The sequence below is a fragment of the Pararhodobacter sp. genome (genome assembly GCF_034676075.1).
In the GTDB taxonomy this organism is placed as follows: Bacteria; Pseudomonadota; Alphaproteobacteria; order Rhodobacterales; family Rhodobacteraceae; genus Pararhodobacter.
Genome location: NZ_JAUCCQ010000015.1, coordinates 35,332 through 57,375, shown reverse-complemented (window position 1 = coordinate 57,375; position 22,044 = coordinate 35,332). Strand labels below are relative to the sequence as shown.

Sequence of the window (22,044 nt, the reverse complement as noted above, 5' to 3'; positions counted from 1 at the left end):
GCGGGGGGCCAGCCCCCCGCACCCCCCGCCAAAGGGGGTTTTCCACCCCCTTTGGATACCCCCGAGGATATTTTCAGAACAAAGATGGGGCGGTGGGGCTTTGCCTTACCGCCTCATCCTTTGCAGGAGCGCGAGCGAGACGTAGCCGTCGGGCGGCAGGCCGTTCTGGGCCTGCCAGTCGCGCACCGCGCTGAGCGTGCCCTGACCGACGCGGCCGTCGATGGTGCCGTCGTAATGCCCCGCCCGAGCGAGGATGCGTTGCAGCTCCTCCCGCTCGGTCCGGCTGAGGGGGCGGTCGTCGCGCGGCCAGTTGCCGACGAAGCCGCCGCCGCCGCGCAGCCGGTCGGCCAGATGGCCGATGGCGATCGCATAGGCATCGGCGTTGTTGTAGCGCTTGATGGTGCGGAAGTTCTGGAAGGCGAGGATCGCCGGCCCGCGCGAGCCGGCCGGGAACAGGAGTGTCGCCTCGCCCGAGCGGGGCAGGCTGGCGCCGCGCTGAGGCTCGATCCCCAGCTGGCGCCATTCGCCGACGCTGCGGCTGGTGTTGGCGAGGCGCGGGTTGAAATTGCGGGGGATCACCACCTCGACCCCCCAGGGCTGGCCGCGCTGCCAGCCGTGGCTGGCGAGATAGGCGGCGGTCGAGGCGAGCGAATCGGTCGGATCGTCGGACCAGATGTCGCGCCGCCCGTCGCCGCGGAAATCCACCGCATAGGCGAGGTAGCTGGTCGGGATGAACTGGGTGTGGCCCATCGCTCCGGCCCAGCTGCCGACCATGTGGCTGGGGTCCACGTCGCCCGACTGGATGATGCGCAAGGCGCCGATCAGCTGTTCCTCGTAGAAATCCGCGCGGCGCGAGGACATGGCGAGGGTGGCCAGCGCCGGGATGATCGCCGTGCGGCCCCTGAGCGTCCCGAAGGAGCTTTCCAGTCCCCAGACCGCCACCACGACTTCGCGGTCGACGTTGTAGCGGGCCTCGATCTCGTCCAGGAGGCGCCGGTGCTCGCGCAGGGCGCGCTGGCCGTTGGCGATGCGGGTCTGCGACACGGCGCTGTCGAGATATTCCCAGATCGGGCGGCTGAATTCGGGCTGATGCGCCTCGCGCTGGAGGATTTCATTGTTCGGGCGGATGCCGTTGAGCGAGGCGTTGAGCACCCGCTCGGAGATCCCGGCCTGACGCGCGCGGCTGCGGAACCCGGTCAGCCAGCGGTCGAACTGGGCATTGCCCGAGGCGGTGACGACCGGCGCGCTGGCCTGGGTGGCGCGGGCCAGTGCAACGGGCCGGGCCTGCGGGCGCTGGCTGATGGCCGGTGCAAGCCCCGCCAGCGCCGCGCCGCGGGCCAGGGCGCGCGTCGCCTCCCGCTCATCGCCCTCGATCGGGGTGGCGGCGCGGGTGGGCGGCGTGAGGACACTGCCGCCCGAAACCGGGCGGCTTTGCGGGCGGGGCGAGCGATCGACATTGGCGCCCGCGTCGATCGGGAGGAGGCATGCGGCGCACAGCCAGAGGAATCCGGCGCGGAGATCCATGGAAAGCCTGCTCTGTCCTTGTTTTGACAGAAGTCTACCGCAATCGCGTTAAACGGGAAAGAACGGCGTGTTCAGGTGAGCGGAACCACGCAATCGCAGATCCGCATCGTCACCCGCGTGCCGATCGCGTGCTGCTGGCCGGGGCCGGAGATGACGATCAGACACTCGTCGCCTTCCTGTACCCAGTATATCTGGTCATGCCCGCGGAATTCGCGCCCGGTGATGATCGCCGCGCCGTTGGGATCGGCGTCGAGCATGATCTGCTCGGGGCGCACCGCCAGCGTCACCGCGCCATTCGCCGCGCGGCTCATCGGCAGGTTGCCGAAGGCGGTCTGCACGTTCATGCCATTGGCCGTGCCGGTCAGGATGTTGGACCGGCCGATGAAATTGGCGACGAATTCGCTGACCGGGTTGCGGTAGATCTCGTCCGGGGTGCCCATCTGCACGACGCGGCCCGCATCCATCACCGCGATCCGGTCGGCGAGCGCCAGCGCTTCCTCCTGATCGTGGGTCACGAGGATCCCGGCCGAGCCGGTCTCCTTCAGCAGCTTGCGCACTTCCTGCCGCGTCTCGACCCGCATCTTGGCGTCGAGGTTCGAGAAGGGCTCGTCCAGCAGGATCAGCTTCGGCGCCACGGCGAGCGCCCGGGCCAGCGCCACGCGCTGCTGCTGGCCGCCCGACAGCTGGTGCGGGCGGCGTTTGCCCAGATCGGCCAGACCGACCAGGCGCAGCATTTCCTCGGCCCGGGACTGGGCCTGGGCGCGGGGCAGTTTGCGCAGGCCGAATTTCACGTTGTCCAGCACCGACAGATGCGGGAAGAGCGCGTAATCCTGAAAGACGAAGCCGATGCCGCGGGCTTCCGGCGGCAGATGGGTGATGTCGCGGCCCTCGAAGGAGACTGAGCCTTCGTCCGGGTCCTCGAAACCGCCGATCATCCGCAGCGTCGTGGTCTTGCCGCAGCCCGAGGGGCCGAGAAGCGCCAGCAATTCGCCTTCGCCCAGCGCCAGAGACACGCGCTCGACCGCCGCCGCTCCGGCATGGGAGAAGGTCTTGCGCAGGCGGTCGACTTCCAGCAGCGGCTTGGCCGGGCGCTGGCGGAAGCCCAGCGGCGAGGCGTCGGCCGGCATGCGGAAGGTCAGGGTCTTGGGCAGTTCGGTCATTTTTCGGCAATCCCAACCGTTGCGCTTGGGTATGCCCGGGCCGCGGGAATGTCAATTTTCTTTGGCCCGGCGTGATGGCGCTTGCGACGTGAGGTAATTTGACCGTTTGGTCAAAAGGGAATTGTGTGCTACCCGGAGCGTGCCATAGTGTCGCTTCTCCCCGAGCCCGGATTCCCCCCATGACGCACGACCGCAACCCCGGAATGCCGCTGACGAAAGACTGGTTCGACCGCGTTCAGGTCAACCGCCCCGCTGCCGAGCGTCGGGCGGCCAGCCTGCTGGCGCGGCGCAGTGTGAAGAAGGAACATCAGGCGGCCTGGCTGGTCAATGCCATTCGCTGCATGGACCTGACCACGCTGGCGGGCGACGATACCGAAGACCGGGTGGCGCGGCTCTGTGCCAAGGCTCGGCGTCCGCTGGCCGATTCGATTGCCGAGGGGCTGGGTCTGGCCGAGATGCCGAAGACCGGCGCGGTCTGCGTCTATCCGACGATGGTGGGCGCGGCCAAGCGCGCGCTGTCGAACAGCGGGATCCCGGTGGCCTCGGTCGCGACGGGCTTTCCGGCGGGGCTGATGCCCTTGGACCTGCGGCTGGCCGAGATCCGCTATGCCGTCGATCAGGGCGCTGACGAGATCGACATCGTCATCACCCGCGCCCATGTCTTTCAGGGCGAGTGGGCTGCGCTCTACGATGAGATCGCGGCGATGCGCGAAGCCTCGGGCGCGGCGCATATGAAGGCGATTCTGGCGACCGGCGATCTGGTCACGCTGTCGAATGTCTATGCGGCGTCGATGGTGGCCATGCAGGCGGGGGCCGATTTCATCAAGACCTCGACCGGGAAAGAGGGCGTCAACGCCACAATCCCGGTCTCGCTGACCATGGTGCGGGCCCTGCGCGATTATGGCGAGCGGACCGGGGTGAAGATCGGGTTCAAGCCCGCGGGCGGGATGAAGACCGGCAAGGACGCCTTGTCCTGGCAGATCCTGATGAAGGAAGAGCTGGGTCGAGACTGGCTGCAGCCCGACCTCTTCCGCTTCGGCGCCTCGTCCATGCTGGGCGATATCGAGCGGCAGCTCGAACACTATGTCACCGGGCGCTATGCCGCCTCGCACCGCCACGCCATCGCCTGAGGTCACCATGCCCACAGTCACGGAAGCCCTCGCCATGATGGACTACGGTCCCGCCCCCGAATCCGCCGCTGTCGCCATGGACTGGCTGAAAGGCCGCGCCTTCGGTCACTTCATCAACGGCGCCTTCACCAAGCCGGGCGAGACCTTCGCCGTTACCAACCCTGCAACGGGCGCCGACCTGGCGCAGGTCACGCAAGGGACTGACGCTGACGTGGCCGAGGCGGTGAAGGCCGCGCGGTCGGCGGCAAAGGGTTGGGCGAAGCTGTCCGGCGGGCAGCGGGCGCGGCATCTCTATGCGCTGGCCCGGCTGATGCAGAAGCGGGAACGCCTGTTCGCCGTGCTGGAGACGCTCGACAACGGCAAGCCGATCCGCGAATCCCGCGATATCGACGTGCCGCTGGCCGTGCGCCATTTCTACCATCACGCTGGCTGGGCCGAGCTTCTGGCCGATGAATTCCCCGGCATGCGCCCGCATGGCGTCTGCGGGCAGATCATCCCGTGGAACTTCCCGCTGCTCATGATGGCGTGGAAGATCGCGCCCGCTTTGGCCGCCGGGAACACGGTCGTCCTGAAACCCGCCGAATTCACGCCCCTGACGGCGCTTCTGTTCGCCGAACTCTGCATCGAGGCCGGTCTGCCCAAGGGCGTCGTCAACATCGTCACCGGTGACGGGCGGACCGGAGCGGCGCTGGTCGCCTCGGACGTGGACAAGATCGCTTTCACGGGCTCGACCGAAGTGGGCCGCCTGATCCGCCAGCAAACCGCGGGCAGCGGCAAGGCGCTGACGCTGGAACTGGGCGGCAAATCCCCCTTCATCGTCTTCGCCGAGGCCGATCTGGATGCGGCGGTCGAAGGCGTAGTGGACGCGATCTGGTTCAATCAGGGCGAGGTCTGCTGCGCGGGCTCGCGCATTCTGGTGCAGGAGCAGGTGGCGGAGACCTTCACCGCCCGGCTGAAAGCCCGCATGGCCAAGCTGCGCGTCGGCGACCCGCTGGACAAATCCACCGATGTCGGCGCCGTGGTGCATGGCACGCAGTTGGAGCGGATCCGGGGCCTCGTTGATCAAGCGATCCAGCAAGGCGCGGTGCTGCATCAAGCGCCGATGCCGGAGGGGCCGGGCAGCTTCTGCCCGCCGATGCTGCTGACCGATCTGGGCGCGGCCAATATCGCCAATACCGAGGAGATCTTCGGCCCGGTCGTCACCCTGATGACCTTCCGCACGCCGGGCGAGGCGGTGGAGCTGGCCAACAACACCCGCTACGGGCTCGCCGCAAGCATCTGGTCCGAGAACCTGACCACCGCGCTGGATATCGCGTCGCAGGTCAAGGCGGGTGTCGTCTGGATCAACGGCACCAACATGTTCGACGCCAACGCCCCCTTCGGCGGCATGCGCGAATCGGGTTTCGGGCGTGAAGGCGCGCGCGAGGGGATGCTGGCCTATCTCACCACCGACGAGGCCAGCGGCAAGGAGCGCAAGGCCCCCGCCGCCGTCTCGGCCACTCCGGGCGAGGCCACGGGCGACACGGTGGACCGCACGCGGAAACTCTACATCGGCGGCGGGCAGAAACGCCCGGACGGCGGCTATTCCTATGCCGTGGCCGGCGCGCAGATCCCGCTGGGCGGGCGCAAGGATATCCGCAACGCGGTGGAGGCGGCGCATGGGGCCAAGGGCTGGTCCAAGGTCACCGGCCACAACCGCGCGCAGGTCCTCTATTTCATGGCCGAGAACCTGCAGGCCCGCGCCAAGGATTTCGCACCAAAGGACGAGGTCGCGCAGGCGGTCGAACGCGCCTTCTACTGGGCGGCATGGGCCGACAAGTATGACGGCAAGGTCCACTCCACCACCGGACCCAACGTCACGCTGGCGATGAAGGAACCCTTCGGCGTGATGGGCATTGTCTGCCCTGAGGAAGCGCCGCTTCTGGGCTTCGTCTCGACCGTGCTGCCCGCCATCGCCATGGGCAACCGGGTCGTGGCCGTGGCCTCGCAGTCCAATCCGGTCCCGGCGCTGGACCTCTATCAGGTGCTGGATACCTCGGACGTGCCGGGCGGCGTGGTCAACATCGTCACCGGTCCCCGGGGCGAGCTGGCAGAGACGCTGGCGAAACATGACGATGTGGCGGCGCTCTGGGTCTTCGCCGACCCCGATCTCTGCCGCAAGGCCGAGGCTTTCTCGGCCGGCAACCTCAAACCCGTCTGGGCCGAGTCGCGGATGCGCGACTGGACGGGACCGGCCGGACACTCGCGGGACTTCCTGCGGCGGTCCGTGCAGGTCAAGACGGTCTGGGTGCCTTACGGGGCGTAACACCCTTCCAAGATCGGCGATGCCAGGGCGGGGTACTTCCCCGCCCGTCTCCCGTTTGAAGATCCCTTGTCGTCTGGCGGTTGGGGCCGGGCGGCGGGGGCATTCCGGGTTGGGAAACTTCGGAAGGCAAAGGGGTCGGGGTTCAAACCCCGGCCCTTTTCGCTGTCCGGGCTCAGCCCAGCCGTTCGGGCTGCCGGTCGGTCAGGCGCTGCGGCGCGGTCTCGGGCGCCACCTCCTCGAAGTCGAAATTGTCGAGCCGCCGCGCCCGCCGGGTCGCCTTGTCGGCCGAGGTGCGGATCTCGGCCACGTCCTTCACCGCCTGCGCGAAATGCCGGTCGAGGTTCTCGACCCGCCCGCCCAGCAGGTCGAGATCGCGGCAGAGCATCGCCAGTTCTCGCCGGATCGCCCCCGCCTGCTCCTTCATCCGCGCGTCCTTCAGCACGGCCCGCATCGTGTTCAGCGTCGCCATGCAGGTGGTGGGCGAGACCACCCAGACCCTGAGCGCGAACCCCTCGCGCACCAGATCGGGGAAATTGGCGTGCAACTCGGCATAGACCGCCTCCGAGGGCAGGAACATCAGCGCCCCCTCGGCCGTCTCGCCCTCAAGGATGTATTTCTCGGCAATCGCCCGCATGTGGTGGCGGATCGCGGCGCGCATCATCCGCCGGGCTTCCTGCTTTTCGCCCTCGGTCTCGGCCGCGCGCAAGGCCTCGTAGGGTTCCAGCGGGAATTTGGCGTCGATGGCGATGGGGCCGGGGGGCTTGGGCAAATGCACCAGACAATCGGCCCGCTTCCCGTTCGAGAGCGTTGCCTGCATCGTGTAGCTGTCCGACGGCAGCGCCTGCGCCACGATGTCATGCAGCTGAATCTCGCCAAAGGCGCCGCGGGTCTGCTTGTTGGACAGGATGTCCTGCAGGGACAACACATCGCCCGACAGCTTCTCGATATTCGCCTGCGCCTTGTCGATCGCCTCCAGCCGCGCGTGCAGGTCGCCGAGGGAGCGCGCGGTGCGGACGGCGCTGCCTTCCAGCGCCTCGCCCATCGAGTCGGCCACATCCGCCAGCCGCTGCTCCATCAGCCCCAGCATCTGCGTCTGCGCCCGTGCCTGCGCGTCCGAGACATGGTGCAGCCCGCCCGCCAGATGCTGCTGGCCGTCGGAAAGCGCCTGCACCCGCTGGCCCAGCTGCGCCATCTGACCGGCCAGCGGCGCGGCGATGCGCGCGGATTTCAGCGCGGCATGCAGGATCAGCAGCAACAGGAGGACGAGGATCCCGGCGCCGCCGGCAGCCAGAACCCAGGGATCGGTGAGGTCGAGGGTCATCGCCGGCCGAACAGCTTCTCGATATCCGAGAGTTTCAGCTCGACATAGGTCGGCCGCCCGTGGTTGCACTGGCCCGACAGCGGCGTCGCCTCCATCTCGCGCAGGAGCGCGTTCATCTCCTCGGCCCGCATCTGGCGGCCCGAGCGGATCGAGCCGTGGCAGGCCATCCGGCTGAGCACCGCGTCGATCCGCGCGCCCAGCTTCTGCGACGACCCGAGGTCCGAGAGTTCATCGAGGATATCCAGCACCAGCCCCCGCGCATCGCAATTCCCCAGCGCGGCGGGGGTTTCGCGGACGGCCACGGTGCCCTCGCCGAAGGGCTCCAGCACCAGACCCAGCGTCGCCAGGTCCCCGGCATGGTCCAGCAGGCGCTGGGCGTCGCTGATGGACAGGGTGATGATCTCGGGGATCAGCAGCGCTTGCGCCTTGATGCCGTGTTCCGCGACCTGCGCCTTCAGCCGTTCATAGACCAGCCGCTCATGCGCGGCGTGCTGGTCGACGATGACGATCCCGTCCTGCGTCTGGGCGATGATGTAGTTTTCATGCAGCTGCGCGCGGGCGGCACCCAGCGGGGTTTCGACCGGGCCCTGTTCGGGCTCGACCCGGGCAGAGGTGAAGGGCGCGGGGCTTTCGGCCAGCACCGGCGCAGCCTCGGGCGCCTGCGCGGCATAGGCGTGGCGCAGCGCACCCAGTGAGGGGCGGCTGGCGAAATCCATCTGGTAGACGCGCGGCGCGACGGGTTCGGGCCGCATCGCCGCCAGCGTCTCGTCCGCCACGGTGCCCGAGGCGCGATGCCCGGCCCCCGCCAGCGCGTGCCGGATGCCGCTGACCACCATGCCCCGCACCAGCCCGGAATCGCGGAACCGGACCTCGGCCTTGGCGGGATGCACGTTCACGTCGACCAGATGCGGGTCGCAATCGACGAACAGCACCGCCGCCGGGTGCCGGTCGCGCGACAGCACGTCCATATAGGCGGCCCGAAGCGCGCCGATCAGCAGCTTGTCGCGCACCGGACGGCCGTTGACGAAGAGGTGCTGCGCCACGGCCGAGCCGCGCGAATAGGTCGGCAGCGCGGCGAAGCCGGTCAGGCGGAAGCCGTCACGCTCCAGATCCAGCCTTATGGCGTTGTCCACGAAGTCGCGGCCCATGAGCCGGCCGAGGCGGGCGCCGAGCGCGTCGAAGAGTTCGCCCTGTTCGGCATCGACCCGCAGGATCTCGCGCTGGCCGTCAACGTCATAGAGGGTGAAGCCGACGAAAGGCTCGGCCATGGCGAGCTTGCGCATCACCTCGGCGATGGCCTGCGCCTCGGCCCGGTCGGTGCGCAGGAACTTGAGCCGGGCGGGCGTGGCGAAGAAGAGGTCGCGCAATTCCACCTGCGTGCCGCGGTTCAGCGCGGCGGGGCGGACGGGGCCGATCTGGCCGCCGGTGACGGTGATCTCGGCGCCCTCATGTCCCTCGGCCCGGCTGGTGATCGCCAGCCGCCCGACGGCGCCGAGAGACGGCAGCGCCTCGCCCCGGAAACCGAAGGTGTGGATGTCCAAGAGGTCGGTGCCGTCGATCTTCGAGGTGGCGTGACGGCTCAGCGCCAGCGGCAGATCGCCGGGCGTCATGCCGTGGCCATCGTCCGTCACCCGGATCAGCACCTTGCCGCCGCCCGCGTAATCGACCCGCACCCGGGTCGCGCCCGCGTCGAGCGCATTCTCCACCAGCTCCTTCACCGCCGAGGCCGGGCGTTCCACGACCTCGCCCGCTGCGATGCGATTCGCGGCGGCATCGTCCAATTGACGAATGACGGGAAGGGCTTGGCTTATCTTGGGGCGGGCTGCATGCATGCCACTAGGCATAGCATGAAGCCCCGCCCCGCGAAAGCGTCACGGCGTCGTGGATTCGACACCCGCAGGCTGGCCGACCACCACGAAATGCAGCGCGTCGGGCTGGGCCAGACGCTGGGCGACGCGCTGGATGTCCTCAAGCGTGACGGCGCGGACCAGATCGTTCCGGATGTTGACGTAGTTCAGCGGATAGCCCTGGAACTGCATCGAGGCGAGGATCCGGGCGATGGATTCATTGCCGTCGAATCTGAGCGGATAGGCGCCGGTCATGTAGGTCTGGATGCGCTCCAGATCCTGCTGGGTGATGCCGCCATCGGCCAGCCACCGGAACTGCTCGCGTACCAGGTCGATCGCCTCGGCTGCGGTCTCGTTGCCGGTCGAGAAGCGGCCGACATAGCTGTCGCCGAACTGGCTGGATGCCAGCGAAGTGTAGATCCCGTAGGTCAGGCCGCGCGCCTCGCGGATCTCGGCCATCAGGCGCGAGTTGAAGCCGCCGCCGCCGAAGATCTCGTTCATGACGAAGGCGGCCATGAAATCGGGGTCGTCGGCATCCATGCCGCCGTGGCCGAACTGGATGACCGACTGGGGCCCGTCGAAGGGCACCACGGTCACGCCGGGCGCGGCGTCGAAAACCCGGTATTCGGGCAACGGGCGTTCAGCCGTGGGCAGGCCTTCGGCGATGCGGTCGATGATCGCCGCCAGTTCCGGCCCGGTGATGTCGCCCGCGGCGCCGACCACGATGCGGTCGCTGGTGAAGGCGGCGCGATGGGCGGCCAGGATGTCATCGAGCGTCAGCGCCCCTACCGTGGCGGCGGTGCCGTCGGTGGGCGTGGCATAGGGATGCCCGGCGAAGCCCAGCCGCGAATAGGTCTCCTGCGCGATGGTGCTGGGGTTGCGCGCTGCGCGTTCGAGCGAGGCGATGGTCTGCGCCCGCACCCGGTCCAGGCTCATGTGGCTGAACTGCGCATCGGTCAGCGCCATCAGCGCCAGATCGACCACCTGGTCGCGGTTCTCGGTCAGGGCGCGGATGGTCATCGACACGGAATCGCGCCCGGCCTCGAAACTGACCGACCCGGCAAGGGCTTCCAGCGCCGCGGCATAGCCCTGCGCGTCCAGATCGCCCGCGCCCTCGGTCAGCAGCGAGGTCATCAGCGAGACGGCGCCCGCCTTGCCCTCGGGGTCGAGCGAGGCGCCGCCGGTGAAGACCACCTCGATGGAAACGAAGGGGATCGAATGCTCCTCGACCAGCCAGGCCTCGTGCCCGGCCGGCGAGGTCACGTCCTCGATGTCGATGGCCAGCGCCGGGGCAGCGAAGGAGAGGGCAAGCGCCAGCGTGGCGCCGATCAGACGGTTGAAACGCATCACTCTTCTGCTCCCATCAGCCAACCCGTGACCGAGGCGCGGCGGTCGAGCCGGCGCGCGGCGGCGAGCACTTCCTCGGGCGTCACCGCCTCCAGGATCGACAGCCATTCCTCGCTGTCCTGAAGGCTGAGGCCCAGCACCAGATCGGCGCCCAGCGTGTTCGCCCGGTCCGAGGTGTCGTCCTGTTCATAGATCGCCGCGGCGCGGATCTGCATGCGCACCCGCTCGAGCTGGTCCATGTCGACGCCGGTCTCGATGAAATCGGCCAGCACCCGGTCCAGCGCCGCTTCGGCCGCTTCCAGCGTGACGCCCTCGGCCGGCATGATCCCCAGCGAGAAGGTGCCGCTGTCCAGCGCGTCGCCGTTGTACCCGGCCCAGGCGCTGATCGCGATCCCCTCGTCATAGGTCAGACGGCGTTCCAGCACCGAGGTCTGCGAGGACCCGCCGAGGATCGCCGCCAGCACCTCGAAGGCCGCGGCCTCGTGCTGGTCGCCGGGGCGGCGGTTCGGCGCCAGATAGAGGCGGTTCACATAGGGCTGGCCGACGCGCGCATCGCGCATGACCAGCCGCCGTTCGGCCAGCTGCGGCGGCTCTTGCGGGCGGAACCGTTCGGGCATGTCGGTGACGGCGGGGATCGGCCCGTAATACTGGTTGGCCAGCGCCAGGACTTCCTCGGCCTCGACATCGCCCGCGACGACCAGGATGGCGTTGTTGGGCGCGTAATGGACGCGGTAGAACTCGGTGGCGATATCGCCGGTCAGCTGCGCCATCTCGTGCCGCCAGCCGATGATCGGGCGGCCGTAGGTCGAATTCTGGTAGAGCGCGGCGCGCATCTGTTCGCCGAACACCCGGTCGGGGCTCGATTCCAGCGTCTGCCCGCGTTCGCGCAGGATCACGTCACGCTCGGGCAGCCAGTCCGACCGGTCGAGACGCAGGTTGACCATGCGGTCGGCCTCCATCTGCATCATGATCGGCAGACGGTCGGCGGCGACGCGCTGGTGATAGGCAGTGTAATCCCAGCTGGTGAAGGCGTTGTGGCTGCCGCCATTGGCCTGCACCACGGCGTCGAACTCGCCTTCCTCCATGCTGTCGGTGGCCTTGAACATCAGATGTTCGAGGAAATGGGCGATGCCGGAATGCCCGGCGGGATCATCTGCGGCGCCGACCCGATACCAGACCATCTGCACGACGACCGGGGCGCGGTGATCCTCGACCACCACCACCTGCATGCCATTGTCGAGAGTAAAGAGCTGGGGATCTTCGGCGGCGGCGGCAAGGGCGCTCGCAGCCCAGACGAAAGAGGCGGCGATCAGGCGCTTGGCAACGAACATGAAAAGGGCTCCGCGGTCAGTCGGGGCAGAATGACCGGGGCACCGGCGCGGCGCAACGGGGTGTGCCGCGTTTGTGAAGCCTCAATGGCGGGGGCCGTGTCGGGGGTCGTGCAGGGGCGCTCAGTTCTGGGGCGGTGGCGGCGCGGCCGGGGTGCGCACGCCGCGGGCCCGCCAGCGCTGCAATTCCGCCTGCGGGTCGAGGATCTGCTCCTCATAGGCGCGGCGGTAGAGGTTGGTGTTGAACATCCGCTCCAGGATGCGGCCGCCGCCCTGACGGCGCACGTCCTCGTCCTCGGCCGCCAGCGTGGTGCGGATATCGGGGGTGACCCCGTTGCGCCCGGCATAGGCCAGTAGCCCGGCATCGGCGGCGGGCACGCTGCCGGTCCGTTCGGCCGAGACCCGGCCGCCCAGCGCCGCCACGACCGAGGCGCGCGGATCGGGATCGACCAGATTGGTGCCGCCCGGCGTCGGCGTCGGCAGCGAGCTGAAATCGGGCGGTGCCTGCAGCGGTTGCGTCGGCAGGACCGAGAATTCATCGGGCGAGCTCTGACGCGCCGAGGCGTTCATCAGCAAGGGCACGTCGCCATTGCGCGAGCAGGCGCCGAGCGCCAGGGCGCCGATCGTGGCAAGGGTGCAGAGGCGAAGAAGGGTCATCCCGGTCTCGGACAGCGGCAGGAAAGTTGCCCTGTCTTAGCCCATGCTGGCGCGGTCGTCACGGGGCGTTTTTCCCCCCGCGGCCAGGATCAGCCCGAAGGCGCCCACGAAGATGGCGATATCGGCCACGTTGAAGGCCCAGGGGTTGGTGAAACCGCAGCAGGAAACGTTGAGGAAATCCGCAACCGCGCCCCAGACCAGCCGGTCGATGGCATTTCCCAGCGCCCCGCCGATCAAAAGTCCGGCCGAGGCCCGCATCAGGGGCCCGCCGCCCTCGCGCCGGACCCAGCGCCAGACCCAGACCGTCACCACCACCGGCAGAACGATCAGCGCCCAGCGCAGGATCGGCGACTCATCGGCGAAAAGGCCGAAGTTGACGCCCCGGTTCCAGGCCATGGACAGGGTCAGATAGGGCGGCCAGACCTCGATCAGCAGGATTTCGCGCAGGTTCAGGCCGACGACCACGACCCATTTCAGGATCTGGTCGGCCAAGAGCGTGACGAGGGCGGTGATAAAGGTCAGCCGCATGCGATCAATGCCGGAAATGGCGCATGCCGGTGAAGACCATGGCGAGCCCGGCCTCGTCGGCGGCGGCGATCACCTCGGCGTCGCGCATCGAGCCGCCCGGCTGGATCACGCAGGTCGCGCCCGCGGCGGCGGCTTCCATCAGCCCGTCAGGGAAGGGGAAGAACGCGTCCGAGGCGACGGCCGAGCCGATGGTCAGGGGCTGGGGAAGGCCCAGGGCCTCGGCCATGCGCTCGGCCTTCTTGGCGGCGATCAGGGCCGAATCGACCCGGCTCATCTGGCCCGCGCCGACGCCCACCGTGGCGCCGTCCTTGACGTAGACGATGGCGTTCGACTTGACGTGTTTGGCGATCTTCCAGGCCAGCAGCAGGTCGGCCATTTGCTCGGGGGTCGGCGCTTTCTTGGTCACGACCTTCAGATCGTCCAGCCCGATGAAGCCGTTGTCCTTGTCCTGCACCAGGAAACCGCCCGCGACCTGGCGGAAGGTCAGCCCGCCGTCCCGCACATTCGGCAGGCCGTCGGTGGTGAGAAGGCGCAGGTTCTTCTTGGCGGCGAAGATGGCTTTCGCCTCGTCCGACGCGCCGGGGGCGATCACGACTTCGGTGAAGATCCCGGTGATCTCCTGCGCGGTTTCGGCGTCGAGCGGCTGGTTCAGCGCGACGATCCCGCCGAAGGCCGAGGTGCGGTCGCAATCAAACGCGGCCTTGTAGGCCTCCAGCAGCGTCTTGCCGCGCGCCACGCCGCAGGGGTTGGCGTGCTTGATGATGGCGCAGGCGGCGCCCTCGGCCGGGTCGAATTCCGCCACCAGCTCGAACGCCGCGTCGGTGTCGTTGATGTTGTTGTAGCTCAGTTCCTTGCCCTGATGCTGCACGGCGGTGGCGACGCCCGGGCGGCCGGTGCCGTCCAGATAGAAAGCCGCCGACTGATGCGGGTTCTCGCCATAGCGCAGGGTCTGGGCCAGCGTGCCGGCAAAGGCGCGGCGGCGCGGGGCCGGGGTTTCCAGCGTCTTGGCGAACCAGCTGCTGACGGCCGCGTCATAGGCCGCGGTCCGGGCATAGGTATTGGCCGCGCATTCCTGGCGAAAGCGCAGCGTGGTGCCGCCCTGTTCCAGCTGCGTCAGAAGGGGCGCGTAATCCTCGGGGTCGGTGATGACCGTGACATAGGCGTGGTTCTTGGCGGCAGCGCGCAGCATGGCCGGGCCGCCGATGTCGATGTTTTCCACGCAGTCGTCGTAATCCCCGCCCTTCGCCACCGTGGCCTCGAACGGGTAGAGGTTCACCACCAGCAGGTCGATGGGCAGGATGCCGTGCTCGGCCATCGAGGCCAGATGCCCCGCGTCCTCGCGCAGCGCCAGCAGTCCGCCGTGGACCATCGGGTGCAGGGTTTTTACCCGTCCGTCCATCATCTCGGGGAAGCCGGTCAGATCGGCCACGTCCTTCACCGCCAGCCCCGCCTCGCGCAGCGCCTTGGCGGTGCCGCCGGTGGACACCAGGTCAACGCCCTTCGCGGCGAGCGCCTGGCCCAGCTCGATCAGGCCGCCCTTGTCGGAAACCGAAAGAAGGGCGCGTTTGACGGGGACAAGATCGGTCATTTCGGAGGGCTTCCTCAATCCAGGGCGAACAGGTCACGCGGCAGGGCCAGGTCGTCGTCGCGGCCGATGTCGCGAATCGCGAGCGGGGTATCGCGTGCCTTGGCGAGTGTCCAGTTTATCTGCGCGCTATCGTCCAGGATCACGCCCCGGATGACCACTTGCTGGCAGGGCCGGGGCGCCAGCCGCCCCTTTTCCAGATAGACCGAGGGCTCCAGTGACAGCCTCCCGGCGCCGTCGAATCGGAAGACCCAGATCTCGCCCGAGGGCAGCGCGACCGACACGGCGCTGCCGTTCATGTCGAGCGATGCATCGGCATCGGGATGCAGGTGAAAGCGCAAGGCATAGGAAACGCCGCGCATTTTCCCGCGCATCAGCACCGCCTCGAAGGTCTTGCGATGCGGCGGTTCCAGCGCGGCCAGCGTATCCTCGCCCAGCAGCACCCGCCCGTCGCGCCCCATGCTCAACGTGCGGATATGCGTGAGGCCATGGGTCGGCACATAGCCGTCGTGGCTGAGCAGCAGCGACGATCCGTCGCGCTCGTCCGAGCGGTGCTGGGTGACCAGCGACGGCCCCTCGACCAGCGGTGCGCCGCCTTCCTCGGGGCGTGAGACACGGCCGAAGCGGGCCGAGGAAAAGCCGTCGAGCGAGAGGGTCGAATGCGAATTGGTGGCGCGCCCGGCCTTTTCCCATTCCGGCCCGAACGGCACGCCCGAGCCCGAGCTGACCACCAGCGGCCGCCGGTTCGAGGTCAGCTCGAAGGCCAGCATCGAGGCATGGGCGAAGCGCGCAGCGGGTCCGCCGGGCGGGGCGGCGGCGTCGACCAGCACCGTCGTCCGCCCGCCTTCGAGCCGGGCGTAGCCCATGGCCAGCGACCGGTTGGGCCGGACCGGCACATCGGCGATGGACAGCGCGTGTTCCAGCCGCCCCTCCATCCCCCGGCCGCCGCCGTGGAAGCGGCACAGCCCGCCATCGGCGTGGCGCAGCGTCCTGAGGCAGGGCGCGATCCGCCCCAGCGCGGTTTCCAGCGCGGCGGGGATCGGCGCCCCGGCATCCTCCAGCGCCCGCAGCGCCCAGGTCAGCAGCGTGAAGGTCTCCAGCAGATCCTCGGGGTTGCGGCTGGCGAGGCCGCCGTCGGCGGCGATGTCATCGGTGCAGGCGCGGGTCAGGGCGCCCACGGCCTCGCTCCGGTGCGGCTCCATCCCGATCAGGGCGAAGGCGGCGTAGAGCAGGCCGGTCAGCGCCTCGAACCGGGGCAGGCCGGGGGTGGCGTGGCGCCAGCGGCGGGCCAGGAACGCGGTCTGCCGACCCAGCGCGGCAAAGAAGGGCTGGTTCTCCTCGGCCTCGCGGCCCACGGTCAGGAAGACCGCGTGATGCAGCCAGCGCAGCACCCTTCGGCCGGTCACATCGGGCGTCCAGCCCGCGCCGTCACCCATGCCGAAGCGCTGGATCCAGTCGCTGACCCAGGCCTGCGCCTTGAGCCGCGCCTCGCGGTCGCCATTGGCGGCGAGGTGGTCGAGCCAGGCCATGCCGTGGAGTTCGGCCGCGAAGCCCTGCGAGGGGGGCTCCACATCCCAGGGCGCCAGCGTTTCCACCATATGCCCGGCCAGCAGGAAATTGCCCTGCGCCAGTTGCCGGCCCTTGGCGTAAAAGCCCACGGTGCGGGGTTCCGGCATCGACACGAAGCCGCCCGCCGGGGGCGCCGAGCGCACCGCACGCGCGGCAAGGCGGTTGCCCCACCGTGTCTTGCGCGCGCTCCAGCCCTGCTCCATGGCCCTCACCATTCTTTTCCCTCGGGCATAGCGCCAAGGGCGGCTTCTGTCATCCTCTCTGGCGGAGGAGCGCCATGTAGAAGCCGTCGATGCCCCCTTCGTGATCATCGGGGCGCAGGCGCCAGCCGCCTTCGGGCGTGGCGCGGCCAAAGGGCAGGGCCGGGGTCTCGGCGATCAGGCCGGGATGGCGTTGCAGCGCGGCGGAGACCTGCGCCTCGCCTTCCTCGGGCAGAAGCGAACAGGTGCAATAGACCAGCCGCCCGCCGGGTTTGAGAAAGCCCAGCGCCCGGTCCAGAAGCTGCCCCTGCAAGGCGGTCAGCGCCTCCACATCGGCGGGTTTGCGCACGAAGGGCAGGTCGGGGTGGCGGCGGATCGTGCCGGTGGCGGAGCAGGGCGCGTCCAGCAGCACGGCGTCGACCGGCTCGGCCGGGGTCCAGTCCAGCGCATCGGCGGCGACGATTCGGGCGCTGAGGCCGGTGCGGGCGAGGTTCTCCTCCAACCGTTTCAGCCGCGGCGCGCTGAGGTCGAGCGCCGTGACATCGGCACCCAGGGCTGCCAGCTGCATGGTCTTGCCACCCGGCGCCGCGCAGAGGTCCAGCACCGTCTCACCCGGTTGCACAGCCAGCAGCGTGGCGGGCAGGGCGGCGGCGGCGTCCTGGATCCACCAATCGCCCTCGGCAAAGCCGGGCAGCGCGCTCACCTGCACCCCGGCGGGCAACCGCCACGAGGTGGCGACGGGCTCGGCCCCCTCGGGTGCGGTCTTGCCGGGCTTGAGGCTCAGGTCCAGGGGCGGGGTCCGGTGATGCGCGGCCTCGATGGCCTTGACGACCTCCTCGCCCCAGAGCCCCCGCAACCGGCGGCGCAGCCAGCCGGGCAGGGGCTGCACCGGCAGATCGGTCCACCCCTCGACCCCCGCGACCCGGCGCAGCACGGCATTGGCCAGACCCGCGGCGCGGGCGGTCTGGCGGTCGGCCTTCAGCCCGTTCACCGTGGCGCTGACCACACCATGCGGCGCCTCGCCCAGTTCCAGCAGTTCGACCGTCGCGACCCTGAGCGCCGCCATCACCAAGGGCGCCGGTTCGCGGACCATCAGCGGGCCGAGCACCGTCTGGGTGCGGGCAAAATTGCGCAGCGTGGCGAGGGCCAGGCGCTGGGCGCGGGCCCGGTCGGCGGGGTCTGCGGGCGGCAGGCTCACCTCGGGCAGCATGGCGCCGCCGACGACGCCCGCCACCAGCGTGGCGGCCATGCGGCGCGGATCTGGGCTGGGCGACATAGGGTCCTCGGGCTTGTTTCGCGGGGGGCAGGGGGCTACCTAGCCCTTATCCCGCCCACCGACGAGAGGAAAGCCGATGTCCGCCTCCGACCTGCCCGCCTCCGACCTGCCACCGGCCGCCCAACGCGCCCTGGCCGAGGCCGAGGAACGCCGCCAGAAGGCCGAAGCCGAGGCCGCGACCCTGCCCAAGGAGCTGGGCGGCCGCAACGGGCCGGAGCCGGTGCGCTACGGCGATTGGGAAAAGAAGGGGATCGCGGTCGATTTCTGAGGCGCCCGGAACGGTGGGATGAAATCCCACCCTACGCGGACCGTAGGATGGGCGATTCGCCCATCCTTCACCGCAGCCGGAAATCCGCATGGATCCCCGCGCCCCGCTCGGTGACGAAGCGCAATGCGTCGCCGTCGCGCAGCACCGCCTGACAATCGGCGCCCAGATCGGTGTCGCCCCAATAGAGTGTCCGGCAGAAATACCCGTCCCGCCATTGCCATTCGCCGCTGACCGGCCGGCCCATGCCGCGCCCGGTGATCAGGCCATCCGCCTGCACCTCCAGCCGGATGCCCAGCCGCGTCAGCGCATGGCCAAGGACCAATTGCCGGAACTCGCCCCCGTCGCGCACCGGCTCGAAGGCCGGGGCGAGGCTGGGGAACAGGATCAGGACAAGGGTCAGGATCGCGCGCATGCCCCTCCTACGCAGCAGGGGCCGGATTGGTTTCCTCAGGTGCCGCAGAAAGTGACGTAATCGCCGAATCCCTCGGGCGCCGGGCCTTCCAGATCCTCGAACCCGGGCCGCGGGGCATAGGGCGTGGCCAGCGCCTCCATCAGCCGCTGCATCGGGACCATATCGCCCGCCTGTGCCGCGGCCAGCGCTTCCTCCACCCGGTGGTTGCGGGGGATGTAGAGCGGGTTCACCGCCTCCATCGCCTCGGGCGTCCGGTCGCGGCGGGTGTCCCACTCGGCCAGCCAGCCCTCCAGCCGCGGGTCCTGCCCGACCAGCGCGCCCAGCGGCAGCCGGTTGCCCCGGGCGACATCCGACAGCGCGCGGAAGGCGCCGGTGAAATCCGCGCCCTGCGCTGTCAGCATGTCGAGGAACCCGTCGATCAACGCGTCGTCCGCGCCCGTGACCCCCAGCTTCGCGCCGAACCGCTTGCGCCTTTCGGTCGCGTACAGCCCTTCGGCCCCCTCGATCACCGCCTGCAATTCCGGCAGCGCCTCGTCCGGGTTCTCGGCAATCAGCGGCAGCAGGGTCTCGGCCAGCCGGGCCAGGTTCCAGCGCGCCAGCAGCGGCTGGTTGCCATAGGCATAGCGGCCCTGGCCGTCGATCGAGGAGAACACCGCCGCCGGGTCATGCGCGTCGATGAAGGCGCAGGGGCCGTAGTCGATGGTCTCGCCCGAGATCGTCATGTTGTCGGTGTTCATGACCCCATGCACGAACCCGACCGAGACCCATTGCGCGACCAGCGCCATCTGCCGGGCGATGACCCGGTGCAGGAAGGCGAGATACCGGTCCTCGGTCCCGGTCAGGTCAGGGTCGTGGCGGGCAATCGCGTAGTCTGCCAGCAACCTCAGCCGGGCGGTTTCCCGCCGGGCGTAGAAGAACTGGAAGGTGCCGACCCGCAGGTGGCTGGCGGCGACCCGCGCCAGTACCGCGCCCTGCAGCCCCGCGCCGTCGCGCCAGACCGTTTCGCCCGTCGTCACCGCCGACAGGGCGCGCGTGGTGGGGATGCCGAGGCCCTGCATCGCCTCGCCCATGATGACCTCGCGCAGCACCGGCCCCAGAGCCGCCTTGCCGTCGCCGCCCCGCGAAAAGGGGGTCCGGCCCGAGCCTTTCAGGTGGATGTCGCGCCGCTGGCCGTGGCGGTCGATCACCTCGCCCACCAGCATGGCCCGCCCGTCGCCCAGCTGCGGCGAGAAGCCGCCGAACTGATGCCCGGCATAGGCCATGGCCAGGGGCGAGGCGCCCTCGGGCATAGCGCCCCCGGTCAGCATGGCGAGGCCCGCCGGTTCCCGCAGCGCCAAGGGATCAAGGCCCAGCTCGGCCGCCAGCCCCTCGTTGAGCCAGACCAGCGCGGGCTCGGGCGCGACGGCGCCCTGGAACGGCAGATACATGCCCTCAAGATCGCGGGCATAGGAATTGTCGAAGGGAATGGTCAGCATGGGGCACCTCTGCCCCTCCAGATAGGCGTCCGGGCGCCTGGGGGAACCCCCTCAGCCGTCCGGGGCGACCAGACCGACCACCGGCCCCATCGGCACGCCCCAATCGTCGCGGCCCAGTTCCGGCGCGTAAAGCCGCGAGATCCGCCCGTCGAAATAGAGCGCATTCGGCACGCCCAGTTCGTCGCGGAAGAAGCGGGCGAAGCGGTGGAAGGTGACGGGCTGGTCCGAGATGACGAAGTAAGCCGTCTGTCCATCCGCGCTGACGCCCACGCCGTTCCTGAGGTTCAGCGAATCGCTGTCGGGCAGGAAACGCGGATGCAGCGCGCCGTCGATCACCAGCATCGGGCCGGATTGCGTGGCGAAGCGGCAGGCGGGCGCCTCCTCGGCGAAGCGGCGGCTTTCGATCACCGCCAGGGTGCCGTCCCCGAAGCAGAAGACACCGTTGGGCAGCAGGCCGAAATTCCCCGGCCCCTCGCGCGTGACCAGCCCGGCGCGGCGCTCGCCCTCCTCGACATAAAGGCCCACGGGCGCCCGGTCGGGGTGATACATGCCCGCGTTCATGGCGAAGACCAGATGCGCGCCTTCGGCAGTCAGCGCGGCGTCGATGCGGGCGAAGGAGCCGTAGCGCTGCCCCTCGGCATCATCGAGGAAAAGCCGCAGGTCCTGATCGGCCGAGGCCTCGCAGACGGAGAAGCTCAGCGCTTCGAACGCCATGTCGCGGCATTCGGCCGAGGCGGGACCGGCCAGAACCAGTCCCAGCGCGACGGCCAGACTATTCCTCATCGTCCTCGTCCCGAGCGGCGACATCGGCCTGCACGCGGGGATCGTTGAAGATGCGCCGCGCGTCATCCATGCGGTCGAAGGTGGCGTCCAGCTCGAACTTCAGATCAGGCGCATATTTCAGCCCCAGATCGCGCGCCACATGGTGGCGGAGTTCCGCCTTGGAGCGGCGCAGCGCCTTCAGCGCATCCTCGGCCCCCTCACCGCCAAGCGGCATGATATAGGCCGTGGCGTGCTTGAGGTCGGGCGAGGTGGTCACCTCGGAGACGGTGATGACCAGCCTGGAGAGGTCGGGATCATGCACATCGCCCCGCGCCAGCACCTCGGCCAGACGGTGGCGGATGACTTCGGCGACGCGAAGCTGCCGCTGGGTGGGACCCGATCCCTGAGAGAAACGTTTTGCGCACATGCCCTCCATCTAGGGCAAGAAACCGGGCGCGGAAAGCGGTTTTCCTGTCCCCTGACGCAGGATATGGAGGGGCGAACACAGGAGTTTGACATGACCGACACCGCTGCTTCCCTTCCTGCGATCGTCGTCAACGGCGTTTCCGGCCGCATGGGCCGGATGCTGGTGCAGGTCCTGACCGGGTCCGACAAGGCCCGCCTGGCGGGCGCGCTGGAGCGTCCGGGCCACCCCTGGATCGGCAAGGATCTGGGCCTGATGCTGGGCGGCGCGCCGCTGGGCGTGACCGTTTCGGACGATCCGGCGGCGGCGCTGTCGGGCGCGCAGGCAGTGGTGGATTTCACCGCCCCCGCCGCCACCGTGGCGCTGGCGCCGGTGGCGATGGCGGCGGGCTGCGCGCATGTCATCGGCACCACGGGGCTGTCGAAGGACGACATCGCCGCCATCGGCGAGGCGGCGACATCGGGCGTCATCGTGCGGGCCGGGAACATGAGCCTCGGCGTCAACCTGCTGGTGGCGCTGACCCGCAAGGTCGCGGCCGCGCTCGACGCCGATTACGACATCGAGATCGTCGAATCGCACCACCGGCACAAGGTCGATGCCCCCTCGGGCACCGCGCTGATGCTGGGTCAGGCCGCGGCCGAGGGGCGGGGCGTGTCGCTGGACGAGGCCGCGGTGCGCGGCCGCGACGGCATCACCGGCCCGCGGGAACGCGGCAGCATCGGCTTCTCGGCCATCCGGGCGGGCGATTACATCGGCGAGCATGACGTGATCTTCGCGGCGGATGGCGAGCGGATCATCCTGCGCCATGTCGCCTCGGACCGGGGCGTCTTTGCGCGGGGGGCGGTCAAGGCGGCGCTCTGGGCGCAGGGGCAGCCGAACGGCGAATACGACATGGCCGCCGTGCTGGGGCTCTGACGCCCTGCACG

The 22,044-nt window shown here is 69.4% G+C and carries 19 protein-coding genes; 4 read left to right on the top strand and 15 right to left on the bottom strand.

Translation table 11 applies throughout. The features are described 5' to 3' along the window. Nucleotides 1-105: 105 nt before the first annotated feature. Both VDQ18_RS07625 and VDQ18_RS07620 read right to left on the bottom strand, forming a co-directional pair. Complete coding sequence (locus tag VDQ18_RS07625; protein ID WP_323020379.1) at nucleotides 106-1,524, bottom strand: lytic murein transglycosylase; 1,419 nt, start codon at nucleotides 1,522-1,524, stop codon at nucleotides 106-108. 71 nt (nucleotides 1,525-1,595) lie between these two features. After that, the gene (locus VDQ18_RS07620) at nucleotides 1,596-2,684 is read right to left on the bottom strand and encodes an ABC transporter ATP-binding protein (RefSeq protein ID WP_323020378.1); all 1,089 of its coding nucleotides are present in this window, start codon (nucleotides 2,682-2,684) and stop codon (nucleotides 1,596-1,598) included. Between the two features lie 179 nt (nucleotides 2,685-2,863). Here VDQ18_RS07620 and deoC point away from each other — a divergent pair, with 179 nt between their 5' ends. Both deoC and VDQ18_RS07610 read left to right on the top strand, forming a co-directional pair. Next, a complete protein-coding gene (gene deoC, locus VDQ18_RS07615) occupies nucleotides 2,864-3,814 on the top strand; it encodes a deoxyribose-phosphate aldolase (protein WP_323020377.1) in 951 nt (316 codons plus the stop codon). A gap of 7 nt (nucleotides 3,815-3,821) precedes the next feature. Continuing rightward, on the top strand, nucleotides 3,822-6,119 hold the full coding sequence (locus VDQ18_RS07610; protein WP_323020376.1) for an aldehyde dehydrogenase family protein: 2,298 nt from the start codon (nucleotides 3,822-3,824) through the stop codon (nucleotides 6,117-6,119). A gap of 172 nt (nucleotides 6,120-6,291) precedes the next feature. On the opposite strand, the gene VDQ18_RS07605 is transcribed toward VDQ18_RS07610, so the two are convergent. The 9 genes from VDQ18_RS07605 to VDQ18_RS07565 all read right to left on the bottom strand — a co-directional run bounded on the left by VDQ18_RS07605 (nucleotide 6,292) and on the right by VDQ18_RS07565 (nucleotide 17,777). Continuing rightward, nucleotides 6,292-7,440, bottom strand: a complete 1,149-nt coding sequence (locus VDQ18_RS07605; RefSeq protein ID WP_323020375.1) for a DNA recombination protein RmuC — start codon at nucleotides 7,438-7,440, stop codon at nucleotides 6,292-6,294. Then, nucleotides 7,437-9,272: a DNA mismatch repair endonuclease MutL gene (mutL, locus tag VDQ18_RS07600; RefSeq protein ID WP_323020374.1), complete on the bottom strand. Its 1,836-nt coding sequence runs from the start codon at nucleotides 9,270-9,272 to the stop codon at nucleotides 7,437-7,439. The genes VDQ18_RS07605 and mutL overlap by 4 nt, the downstream gene beginning before the upstream one ends. Before the next feature lie 39 nt (nucleotides 9,273-9,311). Beyond that, the gene (locus tag VDQ18_RS07595; protein WP_323020373.1) at nucleotides 9,312-10,634 is read right to left on the bottom strand and encodes a pitrilysin family protein; all 1,323 of its coding nucleotides are present in this window, start codon (nucleotides 10,632-10,634) and stop codon (nucleotides 9,312-9,314) included. Beyond that, entirely contained in the window at nucleotides 10,634-11,965 is a 1,332-nt protein-coding gene (locus VDQ18_RS07590; RefSeq protein ID WP_323020372.1) for a pitrilysin family protein, read from the bottom strand. The genes VDQ18_RS07595 and VDQ18_RS07590 overlap by 1 nt, the downstream gene beginning before the upstream one ends. Before the next feature lie 120 nt (nucleotides 11,966-12,085). Continuing rightward, nucleotides 12,086-12,619 (bottom strand): DUF3035 domain-containing protein, encoded by a 534-nt coding sequence (locus tag VDQ18_RS07585; protein WP_323020371.1) that lies wholly within the window; start codon nucleotides 12,617-12,619, stop codon nucleotides 12,086-12,088. A gap of 36 nt (nucleotides 12,620-12,655) precedes the next feature. Beyond that, nucleotides 12,656-13,147: a signal peptidase II gene (lspA, locus tag VDQ18_RS07580; protein ID WP_323020370.1), complete on the bottom strand. Its 492-nt coding sequence runs from the start codon at nucleotides 13,145-13,147 to the stop codon at nucleotides 12,656-12,658. 4 nt (nucleotides 13,148-13,151) lie between these two features. Then, nucleotides 13,152-14,735, bottom strand: a complete 1,584-nt coding sequence (gene purH, locus VDQ18_RS07575; RefSeq protein ID WP_323020369.1) for a bifunctional phosphoribosylaminoimidazolecarboxamide formyltransferase/IMP cyclohydrolase — start codon at nucleotides 14,733-14,735, stop codon at nucleotides 13,152-13,154. Nucleotides 14,736-14,749: 14 nt separating this feature from the next. Further along, nucleotides 14,750-16,516 (bottom strand): heparinase II/III family protein, encoded by a 1,767-nt coding sequence (locus VDQ18_RS07570; protein ID WP_323020368.1) that lies wholly within the window; start codon nucleotides 16,514-16,516, stop codon nucleotides 14,750-14,752. Nucleotides 16,517-16,553: 37 nt separating this feature from the next. Continuing rightward, nucleotides 16,554-17,777 carry an RsmB/NOP family class I SAM-dependent RNA methyltransferase gene (locus VDQ18_RS07565; protein ID WP_323020367.1) on the bottom strand — a complete coding sequence of 408 codons (1,224 nt, stop codon included), beginning with the start codon at nucleotides 17,775-17,777 and terminating at the stop codon, nucleotides 16,554-16,556. 76 nt (nucleotides 17,778-17,853) lie between these two features. Here VDQ18_RS07565 and VDQ18_RS07560 point away from each other — a divergent pair, with 76 nt between their 5' ends. After that, the gene (locus VDQ18_RS07560; RefSeq protein ID WP_323020366.1) at nucleotides 17,854-18,045 is read left to right on the top strand and encodes a DUF1674 domain-containing protein; all 192 of its coding nucleotides are present in this window, start codon (nucleotides 17,854-17,856) and stop codon (nucleotides 18,043-18,045) included. A 67-nt stretch (nucleotides 18,046-18,112) separates the two neighbouring features. On the opposite strand, the gene VDQ18_RS07555 is transcribed toward VDQ18_RS07560, so the two are convergent. Genes VDQ18_RS07555 through rbfA form a run of 4 tightly spaced genes read right to left on the bottom strand, consistent with a single transcriptional unit; the run spans nucleotide 18,113 to nucleotide 21,121 of the window. Further along, entirely contained in the window at nucleotides 18,113-18,457 is a 345-nt protein-coding gene (locus VDQ18_RS07555) for a dihydrodipicolinate reductase (protein WP_323020365.1), read from the bottom strand. A gap of 35 nt (nucleotides 18,458-18,492) precedes the next feature. After that, on the bottom strand, nucleotides 18,493-19,929 hold the full coding sequence (locus VDQ18_RS07550; protein WP_323020380.1) for a protein adenylyltransferase SelO: 1,437 nt from the start codon (nucleotides 19,927-19,929) through the stop codon (nucleotides 18,493-18,495). Between the two features lie 54 nt (nucleotides 19,930-19,983). After that, a complete protein-coding gene (locus VDQ18_RS07545; protein WP_323020364.1) occupies nucleotides 19,984-20,715 on the bottom strand; it encodes a phosphodiester glycosidase family protein in 732 nt (243 codons plus the stop codon). Next, a complete protein-coding gene (gene rbfA / locus VDQ18_RS07540) occupies nucleotides 20,705-21,121 on the bottom strand; it encodes a 30S ribosome-binding factor RbfA (protein WP_323020363.1) in 417 nt (138 codons plus the stop codon). Before rbfA ends, VDQ18_RS07545 begins: the two co-directional genes overlap by 11 nt. Nucleotides 21,122-21,211: 90 nt before the next feature. Here rbfA and dapB point away from each other — a divergent pair, with 90 nt between their 5' ends. Further along, nucleotides 21,212-22,033: a 4-hydroxy-tetrahydrodipicolinate reductase gene (gene dapB / locus VDQ18_RS07535; RefSeq protein ID WP_323020362.1), complete on the top strand. Its 822-nt coding sequence runs from the start codon at nucleotides 21,212-21,214 to the stop codon at nucleotides 22,031-22,033. The last annotated feature ends 11 nt before the right edge of the window (nucleotides 22,034-22,044 follow it).